This window comes from Rathayibacter sp. AY1C7 (assembly GCF_002931865.1).
Taxonomy (GTDB): Bacteria; Actinomycetota; Actinomycetes; order Actinomycetales; family Microbacteriaceae; genus Rathayibacter.
In genome coordinates this window covers 23218-38328 of the sequence record NZ_PSWB01000030.1, presented here as the reverse complement: position 1 = coordinate 38328, position 15111 = coordinate 23218, and the positions used below count along the sequence as shown (strand labels likewise).

The following is a 15111-nucleotide window of genomic DNA, read 5'->3' as shown; positions in this document are numbered from 1 at the left end:
GCGACGCCGACCGCGAGAACGACGGATGCAGCGATACGCGCCTTCACAGGAACCTCCAGATCGTCGGCCCCGCTCGCCCCGGACAGGGCGACTTCACTGTGCACGAGCCGACACCAGGCTAGCGTAGCGAGCACCGCGGCTCCGCCCGTCCGGACTCCCGTCCCGCTCGGCGCGCATGGTAATCTTTCCGCCGCTGAAAGGACGTCGCATGCAGTTCGAGGTCGGAGAGACGGTCGTCTACCCCCATCACGGAGCCGCCACGATCGCCGAGGTGAAGACCCGGACGATCAAGGGCCAGGAGAAGACGTACCTGAAGCTCCGCGTCGCGCAGGGCGACCTCGTCATCGAGGTGCCCGCCGACAACGTCGACCTGGTCGGCGTCCGCGACGTCATCGGCCGCGAGGGCGTCGAGCGCGTGTTCGAGGTCCTGCGCGCCGAGGTCGTCGAGGAGCCGACCAACTGGTCGCGCCGCTACAAGGCCAACCTCGAGAAGCTCGGGTCCGGCGACGTCGTCAAGGTCTCCGAGGTCGTCCGCGACCTCACCCGCCGCGACCGCGACCGCGGCCTCTCGGCGGGGGAGAAGAGCATGCTCGCCAAGGCCCGCCAGATCCTCGTCTCCGAGCTCGCCCTGGCCGAGAAGACCGACGAGGACGCCGCCTCCGTGCTCCTCGACGAGGTCCTCGCATCCTGAACGGTCCGGCCGGCGCGCCGACCGCGGCCGTCGTCGTCGTCGCCGCCGGCAGCGGCACGAGGCTCGGCCGCGAGCGCCCCAAGGCCTACGTCGACTGCGCGGGGAGGACGATCCTCGAGCGCAGCCTGCGCACGGTGCTGCTGCTCGCGGAGCCGGTCCAGATCGTCGTCGTGGCTCCCGCCGCCCTCCTCGAGGAGACGGCCGCTCTGACGCACGCCGCCGGAGCCCCGGACGGCTCCGTCAGCGTCGTCGCCGGAGGCGCCAGCCGCCAGGAGTCGGTCGCTCGAGGGCTCCGGGCGCTCGGTCCGGCCGTCGAGACGGTGCTCGTGCACGACGCCGCCCGCGCCCTCACGCCCGTCGACCAGTTCGAGCGGGTGATCGCGGCGGTCCGGGAGACGGGCGGCGGAGTGATCCCGGGTCTGCCGGTCACCGACACGATCAAGCGCATCCGCGCCGACGGCGGGATCCTCGGCACGGTGGACCGCTCCGAGCTCGCCGCGGTGCAGACGCCGCAGGGCTTCCCGCGCGCGCTCCTCGACGAGGCCTACGCCTCGGCGGAGGAGGACTTCACCGACGACGCGGCGCTCCTCGCCTCGCGCGGCAGTCCCTCGATCGTCGTCGCCGGCGACCCGCTCGCCTTCAAGATCACCACCCCCTGGGACCTGGCCCGCGCCGAGCAGGTGCTCGCACCGCCGCCCGCCGTCGTCGTGCCGCGCGTCGGCATCGGCACGGACGTGCACGCGTTCGACGACGCGTCGCCGCTCTGGCTCGCCGGGCTGCACTGGCCGGGGGAGCGGGGCCTGTCCGGGCACAGCGACGGCGACCCGGTCGCCCACGCGATCTGCGACGCGCTCCTGGGGGCGGCGGGTCTCGGCGACATCGGCTCCCGCTTCGGCACGGCCGACCCGCGCTTCGCGGACGCCCACGGCGAGGTCTTCCTCCGCGCGACCCGCGAGCTGGTGGAGGCCGCCGGCTTCGCCATCGGCAACGTCTCGGTGCAGCTCATCGGCAACCGCCCGAAGTTCTCGCCGCGGCGCGAGGAGGCGCAGAGGCTGCTCTCGGAGCTGCTCGGCGCACCGGTCAGCGTCGCCGCCACCACCTCGGACGCGCTGGGCTTCACCGGCCGGGGCGAGGGGGTCGCCGCGACCGCGACGGCACTCGTCCTCCCCACCCCCGCTGTCACCCGGTAGTCCCCGGGCGGAGCCGCCGACCCGGCCGGGAGCGGTCCGCCCGGTAAACTCGCCCGCGTGACTCTGCGACTGCATGACTCGAAGGCCCAGGCCCTCGTCGATTTCGTCCCCCTCCGCGAGAACGAGGTCGGGATGTACGTCTGCGGACCCACCGTTCAGTCCTCGCCCCACATCGGGCACCTGCGCTCCGCCCTCGCCTACGACCAGCTGCGCCGCTGGCTGGCGTACCGCGGCTTCCAGGTCACCCTGGTGCGCAACGTCACCGACATCGACGACAAGATCCTCGCCATCGCCGAGGACGCGCGGCGTCGGGTGCCCGAGGGTGCGCCGGTCGAGCAGTGGTGGGCGCTCGCCTACCGCGTCGAGCTCGAGTTCACCGCCGCGTACACGGCCCTCGGCATCCTCCCGCCGACCTACGAGCCGCGCGCGACCGCGAGCATCGCCGAGATGATCACCCTCATCCAGACCCTGATCGAGCGCGGTCACGCCTACCCGGCGCCCGACGACTCCGGCGACGTCTACTTCGACACGCGGTCCTGGCCGGACTACGGCTCACTCACCCACCAGCGCCTCGAGAGCATGGAGGCGGCGACCGACGCCGACCCGCGCGGCAAGCGCGACCCGCACGACTTCGCTCTCTGGAAGGGCGCCAAGCCGGAGGAGCCCGAGTCGGCCGCCTGGGCCTCGCCGTGGGGCGCCGGGCGCCCCGGCTGGCACATCGAGTGCTCCGCGATGTCGACGAAGTACCTCGGCACCCAGTTCGACATCCACGGCGGCGGGCTCGACCTGCGCTTCCCCCACCACGAGAACGAGCTCGCCCAGTCCAGCGCCGCCGGCCACGCCTTCGCCAGCTACTGGCTGCACAACGGCCTCGTGTCCGTCATCGGCCAGAAGATGAGCAAGTCGCTCGGCAACTCGGTGTTCGCCTCCGAGCTGCTCGAGGCGGCCCGCCCGCTCGTCGTCCGCTACTACCTCGGCTCGGCCCACTACCGCTCCACCCTCGAGTTCCACGACGGGGCCCTCGAGGAGGCCGAAGCGGCGCTGGAGCGGATCGAGGGCTTCCTCGAGCGCTCCCGCCGCCGCCTCGACGGCACGCGGTTCGCCGCGCTCGGCGAGCCGGTGGTTCCGGAGGAGTTCGCCGAGGCGATGGACGACGACCTGTCCGTCCCGCAGGCCATCGGCGTCCTGCACGAGACCGTGCGCGCCGGCAACGCCGCCCTCGACGCCGAGGACCTCGGCTCCGTCTCGGCCCTGCGCACCCAGGTGCTCGCGATGGCGGCCGTGCTCGGCATCGACCCGGAGGCGCCCGAGTGGGCGCGCTCCGACGACGAACCCTCGTACCGCGCGCTCAGCGTGCTGGTCGACCGCCTGGTCGCCGAACGCCAGACCGCGCGCGAGCAGCGCGACTGGGCGAGCGCCGACCGCATCCGAACCGATCTCGCCGCGGCGGGAATCACGATCGAAGACACCCAGACGGGTGCGCATTGGAGTCTCGATGGCGAATAAGCCCGGCCGCCCCGGAGCGGTCCGAAAGAAGAGCAAGGGCAAGGCCGTCGGTTCCGGCGGTCAGGGCCGTCAGGCCCTCGAGGGCAAGAAGCCCACGCCCAAGGCCGAGGACCGGCCCTACCACCCCGCAGGCAAGGCGAAGCTCGCGCGCGAGCGCTTCGTCGCCGCCGGCGGCAAGGGCCGCCCCGGCGGAGCCCTCTCCGCGGCCGCCCGCGGACAGGGGCGGCCCGCCCCGTCGCGCAAACCCAAGAGCGGCGACGACTTCGAGATGGTGACGGGCCGGAACTCGGTCCTCGAGGCGCTGCGCGCCAGCATCCCGGCCACCACCCTCTACCTCGCGACCCGCATCGAGATGGACGACCGGGTCAAGGAGGCGCTCAAGATCGCCACCGCCCGCGGCCTTCCCGTGCTAGAGGTCATGCGCCCGGAGCTCGACCGCCTCGCCGGCCCCGACTCCGTGCACCAGGGCCTCGTGCTGAAGGTGCCGCCCTACGAGTACGCCCACCCGAGCGACCTGCTCGAGCGCAGCGTCTCCCGCGGAGCGGTCCCCCTCCTCGTCGCCCTCGACGGCATCACCGACCCGCGCAACCTCGGAGCGATCATCCGCTCCGTCGCCGCGTTCGGCGGACAGGGCGTCATCGTCCCGCAGCGCCGCTCCGTGGGCCTCAACTCCGCCGCCTGGAAGACCTCCGCCGGAGCCGCCGCACGCATCCCCGTCGCGATGGCGTCCAACCTCACCGCCATGATCAAGGACTTCAAGCGCGCGGGCGTCTTCGTCATCGGACTCGACGGCGACGGCGACGTGATGCTCCCCGGCCTCGAACTCGCCGACCGGCCGCTCCTCGTCGTCGTCGGCAGCGAGGGCAAGGGCCTCTCCCGCCTCGTCACCGAGCAGTGCGACGCCGTCGTCTCCATCCCGATCAGCTCCGCCACCGAATCCCTCAACGCCGGGATCGCGGCGTCGGTCGCGCTCTACGAGATCTCCAAACTCCGCTCCGCCTCCGAGTAGCGCGGGCACCGGCACGGTGATCTGCGGCGTTGTCGTCGGGCGCGATACCGCCGATATCGCTTCCTCCTCCGCCTTCCAGCTCACAGCGCGAGCGCCGGCACGGCGATCTGCGGCGTTGTCGTCGGGCGCGATACCGCCGGTATCGCTTCCTCCTCCGCCTTGCAGCTCACCGCGCCGGCACCCGCGCTACGGGTCTGGATGTCGGAGGCGCCGCCTGCGGCGAGCGGAGCGGAGCGCCGCCTGCGGCGAGCGGACCGAGGGCGCCGCCTGCGGCGAGCGAGCCGGGGGGATGCGGAGAGGGCCCGTGCTGACGGCACGGGCCCTCTCGCGGCGGTGGGAGGGGTCAGACGTTCTTGGTCCAGTCGACGTCGGCGTCCTCGTCGGTGAGCTCGGCGTCGCCGGACTCGTCGAGGACGAGGTTCGGGAGGGTCAGCGCCTCGGTGGGAGGAGCGATGACCGTCGCCTCGTCGCGGCGGTGACGCAGGATGTCGTTCACGTAGGCGGTGACCGCCTCCGCCAGGGGGACGTCGCGCGCCTGCTGCTGCGACATGAACCATCGGTGCTCGAGCAGCTGGTGGAACATCTCGGCCGGCTCCAGGCGGCCCTTGAGATCACGGGGGATCGAGCGGATGACCGGCTCGAACACCTGCGCCAGCCACTCGTGCGCCACCATCTCCTCGTCCAGGCCCTGCTTGTCGTAGGTCGCCGTGTACGAGTCGAGGTCGTTGAGCAGGCGTCGCGCCTGGTTCTCCTGCGCGTCCAGCCCGGTGAGACGGAGCAGCCGCCGCTGGTGGTGGCCGGCGTCGACCACCTTCGGCTGGATGCGCACCGTCGACCCGGCCTCGTCGGTCTTGATCGCGAGCTCCTCGATGTCGAAGCCCAGCTCGTTCAGCCGGTTCACGCGGTCGTTGATCCGCCAGCGCTCCGACGTCGCGAACGACTCGGCACCGGTCAGCTCCTTCCAGAGGCTGCGGTACGCCGCGACGATGCCGTCGGAGACCGTGATCGGATCGAGGTCGTCGTCGACGCGACCGCCGGCCTCGAGGTCGAGCAGCTCGCCGGCGATGTTGACGCGGGCGATCTCCAGATCGTTCTCGCGCTGGCCGTTCGAGAGGCCGCCCGAGTAGAGTTGCCCGGTCTCCGCATCGACCAGGTAGGCGGCAAAGGCGCCGGCATCGCGCCGGAAGAGGGTGTTCGAAAGGGACACGTCGCCCCAGAAGAAGCCGATCACGTGCAGGCGGACCAGGAGGAGCGCAAGCGCGTCGACCAGGCGGGTCGCCGTGTCCGGCCGCAGCGTCTGCGAGAAGAGCGCCCGGTAGGGGAGCGAGAACTTGAGGTGACGGGTGACGAGCACGGCGGGCAGGGCCTCGCCCTCGTCGTCGGTGCGGTTCGTGATCACCGCGCCCGGAACCACGCACGGCACGTCGAGGCGCTGCAGCGTCTTCAGCATCTCGTACTCGCGCCGCGACATCTCGGCGGTCGTCTCCTTGACGGCGACGACGTGTCCGGAGAGGTGGGCGAAGCGGACCGTGTGCCGCGAGATGCCCTTCGGCAGGGCGGCGATGTACTCGTCGGGCCAGTCGTCGAGCCGCAGGTTCCACGGCAGGTCGAGCAGGGCCGGGTCGACGGTGGCCGAGGTGATGTTCAGGGAGCCGGACATGGTGCGCCGTTCGTGTCGCGTGTCGGACGGTGGGGGAGCCGCAGACGACGCTGCCGCCGCCCTGGAGGGGACGGCGGCAGCGTGCGGTGCAGGAGGAGGCTCAGGAGAGGCGCTCGCCCGACTCCGCGTCGAAGATGTGCACGCGGTGGTTCGCGGTCACGTACACGCGGTCGCCCGCGGTCGGGTGCACGCGGCCGTCGACGCGCGCGACGATGTCGGTGCGGCGGCCCTCGACCTCGGTGTGGCCGTAGAGGTAGCCGTCCGAGCCGAGCTCCTCGATGAGGTCGACCTCGATCGGCAGTCCGCCGGGCTGGGTCGAGACGGTGACGTCCTCGGGGCGCACGCCGAGCGTGACGACCTTCTGGCTCGTCTTCGCGAGCGCCTCGCGGGCGATCGGGAGGACGGTGTCGCCGAACTTGACGCCGCCGTCGGTGACGTCCGCGTGGAACAGGTTCATCGCGGGCGAGCCGATGAAGCCGGCCACGAAGACGTTGTTCGGGTTCTCGTACAGGTCGCGGGGCGAGCCGACCTGCTGGAGGAGGCCGTCCTTGAGGACCGCGATGCGGTCGCCCATGGTGAGCGCCTCGGTCTGGTCGTGGGTGACGTAGACCGTGGTGATGCCCAGGCGGCGCTGCAGCGTGCCGATCTGGGTGCGGGTGGACACGCGGAGCTTGGCGTCGAGGTTCGACAGCGGCTCGTCCATGAGGAAGACCTGGGGCTTGCGGACGATGGCGCGGCCCATCGCGACGCGCTGGCGCTGGCCACCGGAGAGCGCCTTCGGCTTGCGGTTCAGGTAGGGCTCGAGGTCGAGCATCTTCGCGGCCTCGAGGACCCGCGCGGCGCGCTCGTCCTTGTTGACGCCGGCGATCTTGAGCGCGAAGCCCATGTTCTCGGCGACCGACATGTGCGGGTACAGCGCGTAGTTCTGGAAGACCATCGCGATGTCGCGGTCCTTCGGCGGCACGTCCGTGACGTTGCGGTCGCCGATGAGGATGCGGCCCTCGTTGACCTCTTCGAGGCCGGCGAGCATGCGCAGGGAGGTGGACTTGCCGCAGCCGGAGGGGCCGACGAGGACGAGGAACTCGCCGTCGCCCACCTCGAGGTTGAGCTTGTCGACGGAGGCGCGAGTGGCCCCGGGGTAGACGCGGGACGCGTGGTCGAAAGTTACGGACGCCATTGTTCTTGCTCCTTCACCGGCAGGTACGTGCCGGACGATCCGAGTGAATGGAAGTGATGGTCATCATCGCGTGGGCGACTCCGACCAACCGTCACAGTATGCCACAGGGCCGACAGTCGTCGGTCGGGCACCGCGTATCCGTCGTTTGGAGGTTTCCCAGGGCTCGCGCGTAGGATTCCGGCGAGTCGCGCCCGGCGACCCCCTTCTTCCCCCTCTCTCATTCGGAGCGTTCTTGTCATGACCACCGGCGGAGCCAACGACCGTCTCTCGAAGAACCAGCGACGAGAGGCCGCCCGAGAGAAGGCGCGCCGCCTGCGTGAGCAGCAGAAGCGCCGCGACCGCGTGAGCCGCTTCGCCCTGCAGGGCGGGCTCGCCGCCGTCGTGATCGCGGTCGTCGTGATCGTGGTCTTCGCCGTCACCTCGAGCATCCGCCCCGCGGGTCCGGGCCCGGCGAACATGGCGAGCGACGGTGTCGTCATCGGCGAGAACATGGTCGCGCAGACGAGCGGCGCCCTCGCCGCCGACGGGACGCCCACCCCCAGCGCGCTCGACACCTCGGCCGGCACGGTCGACATCCGGGTCTACCTCGACTACCTCTGCCCCTACTGCGGCCAGTTCGAGAAGACCAACGGCGACCAGATCAAGGAGTGGGTGACCAGCGGTGCCGCGACGGTCGAGATCCACCCGATCGCCATCCTCACGACCCGCTCCAACGGCACCAAGTACTCGGAGCGCTCGGCCAACGCCGCCGCGTGCGTCGCGGACCGCTCGCCCGACTCGTTCTTCGACTTCAACTCCCTGCTGTTCGCCAGCCAGCCGGCGGAGGGGACCGACGGACTCTCGGACGACCAGTTGAAGGACTACGCCTCGCAGGCCGGCGTCGAGGACACGGCCGCCGTGAACACCTGCATCGACGACCAGAGCTTCGTGAGCTGGGTCCGCGCCGCGACCGAGCGCGCCACCTCGGGTCCGCTGCCCGGCACGGACGTGCCCGCCGTCACGGGCACCCCGACCGTCCTGGTCAACGGCGAGGCGTACTCGGGCTCGCTGACCGACCCGGACGCCTTCAGCTCCTTCGTGCTCTCGGCCGCTGCCGACTCCTACTCGTCGGCGACTCCCGCGCCCACCTCCTCCGAGACCCCGGCGCCGAGCGACACGCCCGCCTCGACCGAGGCCCCCGCGTCGACCGAGACGCCCGCGTCGACCGAGACCCCCGCTCCCGGCGACGCCCCGGTCTCCACCGAGGCTCCGGCCTCCTCCGAGCCGACTCCGGCCGCCGCGGGCTGAGCCGCGGACGCGCAGGAGCCCCGCGCATGAAGAAGGCCCCGACCGCACACAGCGGTCGGGGCCTTCCTCTCTCCTGAGCCGACGACGGGACTTGAACCCGTAACCGCCCGATTACAAGTCGGGTGCGCTACCAATTGCGCCACGTCGGCAGGTGCGCTCGCGCGCCCGGCCACCCTATCGCGGGCCCCGGATCCGGCCGGATCGGGGCCCGCCGCGTCTCACGGTTCGAGGATGCTGAGGTGCCGCTCGGCGGGAGCGGGACGCTTGGGGCCGCCGATCTTCCCGTCGGGACGGCCGACGTAGAGCCAGCCGAGCAGCTCCTCGCCCTTCTCGAGGCGATGCGCCTTCCGCACGGCCTTGTCGCGCGTGTAGGAGCCGGTGCGCCAGAAGACACCCCAGCCCGCCTCGTCGAGCAGCAGGCTCAGGAGGTGGGCGACGCCCGAGGCGACGGCCTCCTGCTCCCAGGCCGGCACCTTCGACTTCTTGACGCTGACCACGACGGCCAGCAGCAGGGAGGCGCGGTGCGTCTTCTCGATGTACTTCCGCGGGTCCTTCTTCGCCCCCGAGGCGACCGCGAAGCTGCGGCCGACCCGGTCGCGGGCGGCGCCGCGGATCTCGATGACCCGCCACGGGCGCAGCGAGCTGTGATCGGCGAGACGCGACGCCGCCGAGACGAACGCCGCGATCTCGTCGTGCCCCGGAGCCTCCGGCGTCACCTTCGAGCGCGATCGGCGCGCGAGGACGGCCTCGAGCACGGGGGAGGAGGACACGGTCACTCGCCCTCGGCCTGGAAGTTCAGGGCGATCGAGTTCATGCAGTAGCGGTCGCCGGTGGGCGTGCCGAAGCCGTCGGGGAAGACGTGTCCCAGGTGGGATCCGCAGTTCGCGCAGCGGACCTCGGTGCGGACCATGCCGAGGGTGCTGTCCTCGATCAGCTGGACCGCGTCCGGGTTCACGGACTCGTAGAAGCTCGGCCAGCCGCAGCCGGAGTCGAACTTGGTGCCGCTCTTGAAGAGCTCGGCGCTGCAGGCGGCACACGTGTAGAGGCCGGAGCGGTGCTCGTCGAGCAGCTCGCCGGTCCACGGGCGCTCGGTGGCCGCTTCGCGCAGGACCGCGTACTGGTCGCGGTCGAGCTCCTCGCGCCACTCGGCGTCGGACTTGTTCACGGAATACGACGACATGGGTCTCCCTCGGAATCCTCGTCAGTGTACGGGGGCGGTCGCGCCCCTCCACCTGGTCCAACCCCCGGGGCGACGGCTCCATTCCGCCTCCGCGGGCTGTGGAGGAGACTCCCCGCCTCCATGCCGCGACGCGGTCACGAGGTGTTCGGAGCGCCTCCCCGGCGGCGGCCGTGGGCCTGCCTACCCTGGAGGGATGAGCAGGACGACGGACCCGAGACCGGGCACCGGTCTGTCCGAGCGCGAGCTGCGGGTGCTCGCCTTCGAGCGCGAGTGGACGGCCCGCTCCGGGGACAAGGACGACGCGATCCGCTCCCAGTTCGGACTGTCGGCCGCCCGCTACTATCAGGTGCTCAGCGCGGTGCTCGCCTCTCCGGCCGCCCTCGCGCACGACCCGATGCTCGTCACGCGGCTGCAGCGCATCCGCGACCAGCGCGCCGGCGCCCGCGCCTCGCGACGCCTCGGGCGCCTCGAGTAGACGAGCTGCTCGAGTCCACCAACGGAAGGCCGGCCGTACCCCCGATGTCGAACACGCACCCGAGAGACCGCTTCGACGAGGTCCCGGCGACGGAGGCGCGCGTCGGCGCCCACCGCCGGCCGCCGGCCCCTCACGCCCGCGCGGTCGCCCTCGCCTGGGCCGCGCTCGCCACCGGGGTCATCGTCCTGCTCGGCTTCATCGGGCTGCTGGTCATCGACGACCGGGTGCAGTTCACGGACGTCTTCACTCCGCCGACCGCGACCGCGGAGGCGACCCCGACCGCCGCCGCGACGCTCGATCCCGATCTCGCCGTCGCCGTCCTCAACGGCACCGCCACCGTCGGACTCGCCGCCAGCGCCGGCGACGCCCTGACGACGGCCGGATGGAGCGTCCCGACCGTCGCGAACGCGAACACCGAGGACATCGCCGCCACGACCGTCTACTTCACCGACCCGGCGCTCGAGGGAGCGGCCCTCGGTCTCGTCGACTCGCTCGGAACGGGGACCGTCCTGTTCTCGCAGGACTTCGTCGAGACGGGCTCCGTCGTCGTGGTCCTGGGGGCCGATTACGCCTCCGAGCAGGGCTGATCGGGGCCCTCTGTTACGGGCACGTTTCCTCCGTGTTGAATCCCGGGCAACTCTTCCCCGCGAGGCCCTTTCCAGCCCCTCCCGGGGCCGATAGCCGGATTAGTATTCCTGACCAGGCACCAGCACATCGCTCGTGCCGCGGGCATCACAGCACTGGGGAGTACAGAGATGGCGAACGGAACCGTCAAGTGGTTCAACGCTGAGAAGGGCTACGGCTTCATCACGGTCGACGGCGGCGGACAGGACGTCTTCGTCCACTACTCCGCGATCGACATGTCGGGGTACAAGGTCCTCGAGGAGGGGCAGCAGGTCGCGTTCGAGGTCGGCACGGGGTCGAAGGGCCCCCAGGCCGAATCGGTCCGCCCGGCCTAACCGCCGAGCCTCCCGGGAGCCGTCGTCCGCCTCGTGCGGGCGGCGGCTCCTTCGTGTCGGAGCGCGTGCCGGTCGCTTGCACTCGTCCACCGCGAGTGCCAGAATCGACCTTGGCACTCGCTCCGGTCGAGTGCCAGCACAGACATTTCACGACGTCCGGGAGGGACGAGAAACACACATGGCCAAGATCATTGCTTTTGACGAAGAAGCCCGCCGCGGCCTCGAGCGTGGACTCAACACTCTGGCCGACGCGGTCAAGGTGACCCTCGGCCCGCGCGGCCGCAACGTCGTCCTCGAGAAGAAGTGGGGCGCTCCCACCATCACGAACGACGGCGTCTCCATCGCCAAGGAGATCGAGCTCGACGAGCCGTACGAGAAGATCGGCGCCGAGCTCGTCAAGGAGGTCGCCAAGAAGACCGACGACGTCGCCGGCGACGGAACCACCACCGCGACCGTCCTCGCTCAGGCGCTCGTCCGCGAGGGCCTGCGCAACGTCGCGGCCGGCGCCGACCCGATCAGCCTCAAGAAGGGCATTGAGAAGGCCGTCAAGGCCGTCACCGCCGAGCTCATCGCCGGCTCGAAGGCGATCGAGACCAAGGAGGAGATCGCGGCGACCGCCTCCATCTCCGCCGCGGACCCCGAGATCGGCGCGATCATCGCCGAGGCGATCGACAAGGTCGGCAAGGAGGGCGTCGTCACCGTCGAGGAGTCGAACACCTTCGGCACCGAGCTCGAGCTCACCGAGGGCATGCGCTTCGACAAGGGCTACCTGTCGCAGTACTTCGTGACCGACCCCGACCGCCAGGAGGCGGTGTTCGAGGACCCCTACATCCTCATCGTCAACTCCAAGGTCTCGAACATCAAGGACCTGCTCCCGGTCGTCGACAAGGTGATCCAGGCGGGCAAGCAGCTGCTGATCATCGCCGAGGACGTCGACGGCGAGGCGCTGGCGACCCTGGTCGTCAACAAGATCCGCGGCATCTTCAAGTCGGTCGCCGTCAAGGCCCCCGGCTTCGGCGACCGTCGCAAGGCGCAGCTCCAGGACATCGCGATCCTCACCGGCGGCCAGGTCATCTCCGAGGAGGTCGGCCTCAAGCTCGAGAACGTCACCCTCGACCTGCTCGGCTCGGCCCGCAAGGTCGTCATCACCAAGGACGAGACCACGATCGTCGAGGGTGCCGGCGACGCCGAGGCCATCGCCGGCCGCGTCGCGCAGATCCGCGGCGAGATCGAGAACACCGACAGCGACTACGACCGCGAGAAGCTCCAGGAGCGCCTCGCGAAGCTCGCCGGCGGCGTCGCGGTCATCAAGGCCGGAGCGGCGACCGAGGTCGAGCTCAAGGAGCGCAAGCACCGCATCGAGGACGCCGTCCGCAACGCGAAGGCCGCCGTCGAGGAGGGCATCGTCGCCGGTGGTGGCGTCGCCCTCATCCAGGCCGGCAAGCTCGCCTTCGAGAAGCTCGAGCTCGTCGGAGACGAGGCGACCGGCGCGAACATCGTCAAGGTCGCCATCGACGCCCCGCTCAAGCAGATCGCCCTCAACGCGGGCATGGAGCCCGGCGTCGTCGCTGCGAAGGTCCGCGAGCTGCCCACCGGACACGGCCTCAACGCCGCGACCGGCGAGTACGTCGACCTCATCGCCGCGGGCATCATCGACCCGGTCAAGGTCACGCGCTCCGCTCTGCAGAACGCGGCGTCGATCGCCGGTCTCTTCCTCACCACGGAGGCCGTCGTCGCCGACAAGCCCGAGAAGAACCCGGTCGCCGCGGGCGGCGACCCCACCGGAGGCATGGACTTCTAGTCCGTCCCCCCACCACGCAGAAGGCGGTTCCCCTCCGGGGGAGCCGCCTTCGGCGTTTCCGGAGGCATCTGAGCGAGCAGCAGGCGACCGAACCGGCAGGTGGTTCTGAATCCGCTCCGCGACCACAACGGCGGTCCTCCTGCGGTGGCACCGCCCTCCGCGCCGCCTCGGTCTCCTCTGCGGACACCGGCACCAGAAGCGCGTGTGGTGCGCCGGTGCGGGTCGCGACGTACGGGGTCGGGGCGGAGATGTCGTCGGCCGAACGGATGCGGACGGCGAATCTGCAAGAGTCGGCGACGCGGCATCCGTCGAGCGTCGGGTGTCATCTCCAGCGGTCCGGGCGGGCTCGCCGCCCGTTGGTCCCCAAGAGGAGAGAGTGAGCCGTGCGCGGCCGTGCGCGCCGGGTGCGCGAGGTCACGGTCGCCCCGGGCCGATCGATCCGTGCCGCTCGCGGACGTCGACGGGAGAGCCCGGACCGAAGGGGCCCCCGACGAGGGACGGACCGCGGTGCGGATCAGACCGAGGCGGGGGAGGTCTCGCCGTTCTGGCCGACCGTCAACAGCGGCAGCGCGACGCGGAAGGTCGCGCCTCCGCCCGGCGTCTCGACGACGTCCACGCGGCCCTTGTGCGCGGCGACGATCGAGGACACGATCGCCAGTCCGAGGCCGCTGCCGCCGGTCTCGCGGGTCCGCGACGTGTCCGCGCGCCAGAAGCGCTGGAAGATCTTCTCGCGGATCTGCGGCGGGATGCCCTCGCCGTGATCGATGACCTCCAGCAGGGCGAGGCGGCGGGAGCGGTCGACGGCGACGCCGATCTCGATCGGAGTGTCCTCGGGCGTGTAGCGGACGGCGTTGCCGATCAGGTTCGTCAGGACCTGGCGGATCTTGTTCTCCTCCGCCATCACCATCGCCGGCACGCCCGGCTCCTCGGGGGCGGTGGCGGTGCCGGCGGCGATCTCCTCGGCGTTGACCCGGCGCGGACGCCGGCGGAATCGGGCGAGCCTCGCTCCTGCCGCGGCGATCGGGCCGGTGAGCCCGGGGTTCGTCAGCTCCATGGTCTGCGTGGCGGAGGCGCCGGCCTCGTCGGGCTCGAGCGCGGGCGTCTCCATGGGGGTGTCGTCGCGGGTCTCGACGCCGAAGTCGCGGTCGGGCCAGGAGGCCATCGCGTCCATCGCGGCGTCGCGGGCGAGCGGCATCAGATCGACGGGCGCGAGTGCGAGAGGCTTCGTCTCGTCGAGGCGGGCGAGTTCGAGGAGGTCCTCGACCAGGCCGCCCATCCGGATCGCCTCCTTCTCGATGCGCTCCATCGCCTGGCCGACGGCCTCGGGCGTCTGAAGAGCGCCCATCCGGTACAGCTCGGCGTAGCCGCGGACGGAGACCAGCGGCGTGCGCAGCTCGTGGCTGGCGTCGCCGACGAAGCGGCGCATCTGGTCGATCGTGCGGGCGCGGTCGCGGAAGGCGGAGTCGATCCGCCCGAGCATCGCGTTCAGGGAGCGGTTGAGGCGCCCGACCTCGGTGTTGGGCGTCGTGCCGTCCAGACGCTGGCTGAAGTCGCCGTCCGCGATGGCGGCAGCGGTCTGCTCGACCTCGCGCAGCGGGGCGAAGGTGGTGGTGACCAGCAGGCGGGTGAGGAGTGCGCCGATCACGACGATCGCGACTCCGAAGCCCAGGAAGATCGTGAGGTACGTCGTCATGATGACGTCGACGCTGCGGGTCGACACCGCGAGCAGGAGCGTCTGGTACTCGGTGCCCCTCGTGAACACCGTCGACATGACGTGGTACTCGACCTTGCCGTTCGAGCTCCAGATCTCCATCGGCTTGTCGCCGCCCTGCAGCGCCTGCTCGAGGGTGAAGGTCTGCGGGAAGGCGGGGTCGGCCGCGCCGGACGCGTTCGTGTTGTCGAGCGTGCCGTACTGGTCGTAGACGGCGCCGAAATCGGCCTTGGACTCGTCGATCGCGGCCAAGTCGTTGACGGAGAGGTCGCTCGCCGTCCGCTGGACCTGGTCGGCCAGCTGCGCGTCGAGCTGGGCGACGAGCTGCGGCTTCAGCATCGTCATCGTCCCGATCCCGGAGACGAGGAGTCCCAGCGTGAGCAGGAGGACCGTGACCGCGGTGATCTTGGTGCGCAACGAGATGGAGTTCCACCGCTCGGCCAGACCCTGGTGCATGGCGGTGGA

Annotated in this window: 14 protein-coding genes and 1 tRNA gene; 9 read left to right on the top strand and 6 right to left on the bottom strand. The window is 71.1% G+C overall.

The window, feature by feature from the left end; all coding sequences use genetic code 11:
- Window positions 1-208 precede the first annotated feature (208 nt).
- Genes C5C69_RS14520 through rlmB form a run of 4 tightly spaced genes read left to right on the top strand, consistent with a single transcriptional unit; the run spans window position 209 to window position 4396 of the window.
- Window positions 209-691 (top strand): CarD family transcriptional regulator, encoded by a 483-nt coding sequence (locus C5C69_RS14520; RefSeq protein ID WP_104224589.1) that lies wholly within the window; start codon window positions 209-211, stop codon window positions 689-691.
- Complete coding sequence (gene ispD / locus C5C69_RS14515; protein ID WP_181068298.1) at window positions 685-1881, top strand: 2-C-methyl-D-erythritol 4-phosphate cytidylyltransferase; 1197 nt, start codon at window positions 685-687, stop codon at window positions 1879-1881. Before C5C69_RS14520 ends, ispD begins: the two co-directional genes overlap by 7 nt.
- 57 nt (window positions 1882-1938) lie before the next feature.
- Window positions 1939-3387 (top strand): cysteine--tRNA ligase, encoded by a 1449-nt coding sequence (cysS, locus tag C5C69_RS14510; RefSeq protein ID WP_104258202.1) that lies wholly within the window; start codon window positions 1939-1941, stop codon window positions 3385-3387.
- Window positions 3377-4396 carry a 23S rRNA (guanosine(2251)-2'-O)-methyltransferase RlmB gene (gene rlmB, locus C5C69_RS14505; protein WP_104224591.1) on the top strand — a complete coding sequence of 340 codons (1020 nt, stop codon included), beginning with the start codon at window positions 3377-3379 and terminating at the stop codon, window positions 4394-4396. Before cysS ends, rlmB begins: the two co-directional genes overlap by 11 nt.
- Window positions 4397-4739: 343 nt before the next feature.
- Here rlmB and C5C69_RS14500 read toward each other — a convergent pair whose 3' ends face one another.
- The gene (locus tag C5C69_RS14500) at window positions 4740-6056 is read right to left on the bottom strand and encodes a DUF4032 domain-containing protein (RefSeq protein WP_104226481.1); all 1317 of its coding nucleotides are present in this window, start codon (window positions 6054-6056) and stop codon (window positions 4740-4742) included.
- 100 nt (window positions 6057-6156) lie between these two features.
- Window positions 6157-7233, bottom strand: a complete 1077-nt coding sequence (locus C5C69_RS14495) for an ABC transporter ATP-binding protein (RefSeq protein ID WP_104224593.1) — start codon at window positions 7231-7233, stop codon at window positions 6157-6159.
- A 237-nt stretch (window positions 7234-7470) separates the two neighbouring features.
- On the opposite strand from C5C69_RS14495, the gene C5C69_RS14490 reads away from it, so the two are divergent.
- Window positions 7471-8520 (top strand): thioredoxin domain-containing protein, encoded by a 1050-nt coding sequence (locus C5C69_RS14490; protein ID WP_104258201.1) that lies wholly within the window; start codon window positions 7471-7473, stop codon window positions 8518-8520.
- Between the two features lie 76 nt (window positions 8521-8596).
- Here C5C69_RS14490 and C5C69_RS14485 read toward each other — a convergent pair.
- The 3 genes from C5C69_RS14485 to msrB form a co-directional block, all read right to left on the bottom strand.
- A tRNA-Thr gene (locus C5C69_RS14485) sits at window positions 8597-8669 on the bottom strand.
- 69 nt (window positions 8670-8738) lie between these two features.
- On the bottom strand, window positions 8739-9296 hold the full coding sequence (locus tag C5C69_RS14480; protein ID WP_104226480.1) for a nitroreductase family protein: 558 nt from the start codon (window positions 9294-9296) through the stop codon (window positions 8739-8741).
- The gene (gene msrB, locus C5C69_RS14475; protein ID WP_104224596.1) at window positions 9293-9700 is read right to left on the bottom strand and encodes a peptide-methionine (R)-S-oxide reductase MsrB; all 408 of its coding nucleotides are present in this window, start codon (window positions 9698-9700) and stop codon (window positions 9293-9295) included. Before msrB ends, C5C69_RS14480 begins: the two co-directional genes overlap by 4 nt.
- Before the next feature lie 193 nt (window positions 9701-9893).
- Here msrB and C5C69_RS14470 point away from each other — a divergent pair, with 193 nt between their 5' ends.
- From C5C69_RS14470 to groL, 4 genes are all read left to right on the top strand, one after another.
- Window positions 9894-10175, top strand: a complete 282-nt coding sequence (locus C5C69_RS14470; protein ID WP_104224597.1) for a DUF3263 domain-containing protein — start codon at window positions 9894-9896, stop codon at window positions 10173-10175.
- A gap of 44 nt (window positions 10176-10219) precedes the next feature.
- Window positions 10220-10762, top strand: a complete 543-nt coding sequence (locus C5C69_RS14465; RefSeq protein ID WP_104233888.1) for a LytR C-terminal domain-containing protein — start codon at window positions 10220-10222, stop codon at window positions 10760-10762.
- Between the two features lie 168 nt (window positions 10763-10930).
- On the top strand, window positions 10931-11134 hold the full coding sequence (locus C5C69_RS14460; RefSeq protein ID WP_104224599.1) for a cold-shock protein: 204 nt from the start codon (window positions 10931-10933) through the stop codon (window positions 11132-11134).
- Between the two features lie 178 nt (window positions 11135-11312).
- Entirely contained in the window at window positions 11313-12935 is a 1623-nt protein-coding gene (gene groL, locus C5C69_RS14455; protein ID WP_104258200.1) for a chaperonin GroEL, read from the top strand.
- A 514-nt stretch (window positions 12936-13449) separates the two neighbouring features.
- Here the strand turns inward: groL and C5C69_RS14450 are convergent.
- The gene (locus C5C69_RS14450; RefSeq protein ID WP_104233887.1) at window positions 13450-15102 is read right to left on the bottom strand and encodes a HAMP domain-containing sensor histidine kinase; all 1653 of its coding nucleotides are present in this window, start codon (window positions 15100-15102) and stop codon (window positions 13450-13452) included.
- Window positions 15103-15111 lie beyond the last annotated feature (9 nt).

Coding starts and splice junctions, on each gene's coding strand:
- msrB (WP_104224596.1), bottom strand. CDS start 9,700: ATGTCGTCGTATTCCGTGAACAAGTCCGACGCCGAGTGGCGCGAGGAG.
- C5C69_RS14460 (WP_104224599.1), top strand. CDS start 10,931: ATGGCGAACGGAACCGTCAAGTGGTTCAACGCTGAGAAGGGCTACGGC.
- C5C69_RS14470 (WP_104224597.1), top strand. CDS start 9,894: ATGAGCAGGACGACGGACCCGAGACCGGGCACCGGTCTGTCCGAGCGC.
- C5C69_RS14490 (WP_104258201.1), top strand. CDS start 7,471: ATGACCACCGGCGGAGCCAACGACCGTCTCTCGAAGAACCAGCGACGA.
- C5C69_RS14465 (WP_104233888.1), top strand. CDS start 10,220: ATGTCGAACACGCACCCGAGAGACCGCTTCGACGAGGTCCCGGCGACG.
- rlmB (WP_104224591.1), top strand. CDS start 3,377: ATGGCGAATAAGCCCGGCCGCCCCGGAGCGGTCCGAAAGAAGAGCAAG.
- C5C69_RS14495 (WP_104224593.1), bottom strand. CDS start 7,233: ATGGCGTCCGTAACTTTCGACCACGCGTCCCGCGTCTACCCCGGGGCC.
- C5C69_RS14520 (WP_104224589.1), top strand. CDS start 209: ATGCAGTTCGAGGTCGGAGAGACGGTCGTCTACCCCCATCACGGAGCC.
- C5C69_RS14500 (WP_104226481.1), bottom strand. CDS start 6,056: ATGTCCGGCTCCCTGAACATCACCTCGGCCACCGTCGACCCGGCCCTG.
- C5C69_RS14450 (WP_104233887.1), bottom strand. CDS start 15,102: ATGCACCAGGGTCTGGCCGAGCGGTGGAACTCCATCTCGTTGCGCACC.
- groL (WP_104258200.1), top strand. CDS start 11,313: ATGGCCAAGATCATTGCTTTTGACGAAGAAGCCCGCCGCGGCCTCGAG.